Source organism: Flavonifractor sp. An100 (assembly GCF_002161175.1).
GTDB lineage: Bacteria > Bacillota > Clostridia > Oscillospirales > Oscillospiraceae > Lawsonibacter.
In genome coordinates, this window is sequence record NZ_NFMA01000045.1 from 1 (window position 1) to 5147 (window position 5147).

Annotated in this window: 1 protein-coding gene; it reads right to left on the reverse strand. The window is 60.6% G+C overall.

What is annotated here, in order from left to right; translation table 11 throughout:
* Nucleotides 1-31: 31 nt before the first annotated feature.
* Nucleotides 32-4921, reverse strand: coding sequence for a Cna B-type domain-containing protein (locus tag B5E43_RS14595; protein WP_158099075.1), 4890 nt, complete (start codon nt 4919-4921; stop codon nt 32-34).
* Nucleotides 4922-5147 lie beyond the last annotated feature (226 nt).

The window sequence follows — 5147 nt, forward strand, 5'->3', positions numbered from 1 at the left end:
GCGGATGAACCGCCGCGCCGCGCTGTTCCTTTTATTTTTTTAAGCGCTCTCCTCGGTATCGGGCTCTCCATGCAAGGATCAGCATAGTTACCAGACCAGTCCCGGACAGGACCATCAACGTCAGCCAGAGAAGCAGATGAGAATGGTCGCCGGTTTCGGGCACATCCGGGTCCGGCTCGGCCCCGCCTTTTGGAATATCAGGATTTCCCACATCCTCCGGTTGGTCGGGCTTGTCCGGTTTGTCCGGCTCACTGGGCGTCTCCGGTTCGTCCGGCGGATCGTCGGGAGGATCGTCCGGAGGGGTATCCGGCGGGTCATCGGGCGGATTGTCTGGCGGCGTGTCGTCATTGTTGATGGTCCAGGTGGTGCCGCTCTGCGCCACCGTGGCGGTGAAGCCGTTGGGCACATCCACCTCCCGGACGGACCAGTTATACCGGTCATCCAGCCCTGTCCAGGTGTGCGTCCATCTGTTGGAATCATCCAGGGTGACCGGGCCGCCGTAGGCGCTGCCGTTTCTCAGCAGCTGCGCCGTGACCGATTCGGCTTTTGTGCCGCCGTCGTCCAGCTTCCACTCTTTTTTGACGGTGAGGCTGGTGGTATCGTCGCCCGGGCCGGGAGGCGGCGTTCCTTTATCGTTGACAAATTCCGCCTTGGCAGTTCCTCCCGCCGGGGTTGTTCCGGACGCGCCGGAAGCCGTCGTGGTATACCCGTCCTGATTGGCCTCCGCCTCCGCAACGGTATAGGTGATACCGGCGGGCAGGCCGGTGGCCGTCTTGCTCTCATTGTGCTTCAGGGTGAAATCGGCCACGCCGTTCGTGAAGGTCATACCGCCGTAGGTGCCGTTCACCGTCTTATCGTTGAGCGTCACGGTGAAATGGAATTCCTTATTCTTGTCGCCGCTGCCGGTTACGGTCTTGGTGACAGTCAGGCCGCCCTCCTTCTCGTCTGTCGTGACCGGCTTGTTGGTCACCCGGACGGCGGCCAGGCGGGAGAACAGCCGCGTGATGTCGGTGTCCTTCAAGTCCTGCACCCGGCTGAGTTTTTCGGTGTAGTAGGAGCCGCTGGGGGCGTTGCCGCCGGTTCCTCCAAACCCCTTGTAGTGATCCCTGCACTGGCGGATCATCAGCTTGGACCAGCCGGACTCCACCGGGTTGCCCAGGGCCGCTTGCTGCTTATCCGGGCTCTCCGCGTCATACTCCACGCCCCGGCTGGTCTTGGCCCGACCGGCGTAGTACAGGTGCAGCTCGTCCGCGTCGCCCAACTCAGCGTTCTCGTTCCACTCGGCGTCCCATGCTTCGTCGCTGGCCGGGAACTCCCGCCCCTCCGCCGTGGCCAGCTGGATCTTGATGCGGTTCAGGGTGGCGTCCACGCCGTTGTCCTCCACGAAGCGGAGCATGCTCTTGATGGCGCTGGCCACGTAGCGGGTGGTGGTAATGCCGTCGTCCACGCCCTCATCCCCGGCGTAGGGGAACACGCCCCGCTCGTTGACCACGATCTTGGCGGCGTAGCCGTTGCGCTCATAGCCTTCGGGGGCCTTGGCCTCCACCAGGTAGTAGGTGCCCTGTTCCAGAATGAATCGTTTATTATCCGAACTGCCCGAGGCGCCGGGGAAGAGGATCATACCAGGGCTGGCCACCTTGTACCAGATTTCGCCGTTCTCGCCACGCGGCTCTCCGTATTCCAACGTCTCGGTGGTGCCGGTGTCCACCGGGGCGATGGTGTTATTCTGCAGCGCGGCGTCAAATTCTTCGTAGTTCACCGCAAGGTGGTCGTCGAAGTCGATGTAGTGCCGGATGTCAGTATTGTCATAGGTGGGACCTTCTCCCGCCTTGAACAGGGCGAACTTCGCGCCGTTGAGGGGGGTGTCGTCCTCGTCCAGCTTCTGCACCACCAGGTAGTTCTTGATGTTGGAGATGTAGAGGTGGGTGGAGAAGTCCCGGCCGAACTCGTCGGAGTAGAGGCGGACGAGGTCGCCGTTTCTATCCCTATAGTAGTAGTTCACCGCGTAGGCGGCTTCCGCGAATTTGACCTCCTCGGCGGCCAGTGCTGCGGCTTCGCCGTCATTCTTGCCCTCTTCCTTATACTTCTCCACCAGGGCGTTGTACTTCAGCCGCTTGTACTGGTAGTAGAACTCCAGGGAGCCGGGCAGCTCCGTCATGGTGCAACGGAAGCTGCCGTCCTGTTGGAACTCAAATGTGGCCTGGTTGCCTACAGCAATGTTGTTTTCGATGGCCCTCCTGATATTCTCGAACATCTTGTCGCTGTCATCGCCCACATCGCCGTGGATTTTCCACCCGGCGGTGACGCTGCCGGAGATGGGCAGCCAGGTGGAGCCTTTCAACTGCTCGTCAACGCTGCCTTCCCCCGCCGCGTTGACCCGCTTGAACACCACGGCGTAGACCTTGGGGACGGTGCTCGGGTTGCTGGGATCAATCTTATTTCTATCTTTCAGATCGACAAGTTCTTTTCCCTTGTTGCCGCTGCCCCCTTCGCCCTCGTACAGCTTGTTGGTGGCAGTGATGGTGACCTGGGGTTCGCCGTAGTTGCCGGTGTACCAGTAGTTGTCCGACATAACCACCCCCACGTCCGGGTCATACTCCAGCCAGGTCTCGTCCCGGTAGGAGTGGTAGCCCTCGGGTATACCGACCTCCTTGAGGATGAAGTGGTTGGTGTTGTAGTCCTGCGCCAGCTCGCCCCAGGCGAGAGTGGTGCCCTTCGCATCCTCCAGGATGATTTCGCCGTTCTCCTTGGTGGTTCCGCTCCAGATGGGATCGGACTCGGTGCCATTTGCCTTTTTCGCGATGGTGTAATTCCCCGTATCCTCATTCTTTTCAGCCACATACAGCTTAAATTCCACGCCTGGGATCGCGTTCGCCTCCTGGTCGATCTTGGAGATCTCGCTCTCGGGGATGGGCTGCAGGTTGTAGCGCAGATACATGTTGGAGTCCGTGTTGCCCCGCTCCAGGTAGAAGAAGTCCAGGGTGTGGAAGGTGTTGTCGGCGAAAGTGGTGTATTTCTCGCCAGTTACGTCGTCTATATAAGTCTCCCACTTCAGGGCATTCTCTTTTCCCGCATCCTCAAAGGCTTTCTGGAGGGTACTCTCCTTCTTGTATTTCGCCTCTTTATCTCCATTGATTACGATCTTTCCGGTGGCGAAGTTGATTTCGACAGACGCGGCGTCGTGGATGCCGCCCAGGTCGGCCACCAGCACGCCGTCGATGAAGATCCACACGTCGTCATCCCCGGAGAACTCGTAGGTGACCTCGTTGGCGTCCTCAGAGCCGTCTACATGGCCGCCGTACTTGTGGATGAACCGGGTGGACATGTGGAGGCCGAAGTAGTGGTTGATGGAGGCATTCTTGGAGTTGGTGGTATTCACCACATCGTATGTCTTACCATTCTTATCTACCTTGCCCGTAGTATCATTCGCCTCGTTAAGGGGGAAGAACTGGCCCACAGGAGAACCGCCGTCAGGCTTGATGCCGGGAAGATTATATAGGGCGAAGGCGTTGTCATCAGGGTAGTACACCGCGTAGTTTAGCTGGCTGTTGTAGTAGTAATAGCCCTCCTCGTCCACCTGCAGGAGGCCCTGCACGTCCGTATAGCTTTCTCGTCTCTCGCTGTCATAGATTTCATCCGGATCAAACAGATAGGCCAGGGATTCGTTGGGCTCCATTTCCGTTATCTTTGGATTTGAGGCAAGTTTCATATCAACATTCAGCACCGGGTAGCCGTCATCGCCCAAGGTTCCCTTCACGATCCCCTGCCGTGGAGCCACTGATGTAGTCCAATCGTTCCAGATGCCCAAGTTCGTCTTTGTTGTATCATTAGCTTGACTGCCCATAGCCCTGCCAAACAGCAGGGCATGACCGTTGTTGATACCGCTTTTAAAGAACTCATCTCCGTAATCACCATAGTTCTTGTCGTCCCTATTCGTCCGCCCGTCGATCCAGTAGTCAAACAGGTTGATGGTGGTGCCGTTGGGGGAGATGCCCTGGACCAACCGTTCCTGGAGGGGCGCTTGGCTTATACTGCCGGTGGGCAGGGGCAGGCCTCCGTCCGCCAGGGGCTGCGCGCCGCCCAGCTCCACCGTCACGGCCAGCTCCGCCGCGTCTTTGGACAGGGCGTAGTTTTCCTCCGTCTCCGCCAGCGAGGCGGTCAGCGCATAGGTGCCCGCGGAAACCCCCGCCTCCCCAATGGCGGACAGGTCCCAGATGATGTCCAGCCCCACGCTTTCGCCGGTGCCGGTGACCGCCGCGATCCGGCCGGGCAGCAGCGCCTCCAGCTCGCCGCGGGTGAGGGGAGCGTCCTCGCTGACGCCGGGCAGGCCCAGGCCCCAGCCGCCGTCCTCTGCCCGGGTCAGCGGCCCGTCCTCGTCCGCCCAGTCCCAGCTGGCCACGCAGAAGGGGCAGCCGCTGACCGCATAGGAGCAGGGCGCGGCCACGGCCTCCACGTAGCCGCAGGTCCCGTCGTGGGTATGGGTGCAGGGGCTGCCCTCTGTGGCTGCCGCATAGCCGCAGGCCTCATCGTGGGCATGAGCGCAGGTCTGCCCTTCCGCAGCGGGCCGGTAGGCGCAGCCCTCTGCGTGGTCAATGCTGCCATCGCCGTCCGTGTCAGTGCAGCCCATATTGCAGGGGATCTCCTCCGCCGCCTCCACGTAGCCGCAGGCCTCGTCGTGGATGTGGGCGCAGGGGCTGCCCTCTGTGGCTGCCGCATAGCCGCAGTTCTCATCGTGGACATGGGCGCAGGGACTGCCCGCCGTCTCGGTGTAGCCGCACTCCTCCGTATGTTCCTGATGATGGACGCACAGGCCGTCCGCGGCTGCCGGGCCGTCCTCCCCGGCGGCCATCACCGGCAGGGCGGGCAGGAGCATGCTCAGGCAGAGCGCCAGCGCCAGCCCCTGTTTTTTCAGCTTTCTCATTCCTTGTTTCATCACACACCAACCTTCCTGCTTAAACAGGGCCGGGGCAGCCGGCGCGGTCCGCTCCAAAAGGGACTGTGCCGCTGTCCCGATACCTCAAATTCACAGAATCAACATTCCGCCCTGATATCGGCTATATACCCGGGGAAATACACAGTCGTTATAGCAGGAACACCCTTGAAAAACAAGACAATTTCCAGATTTTGAGCGCAAAAATATAGGCCGC

Excerpts from the sequence above, each read along its gene's own strand:
- B5E43_RS14595 (WP_158099075.1), bottom strand. The coding sequence starts at position 4,921 with ATGAGAAAGCTGAAAAAACAGGGGCTGGCGCTGGCGCTCTGCCTGAGC.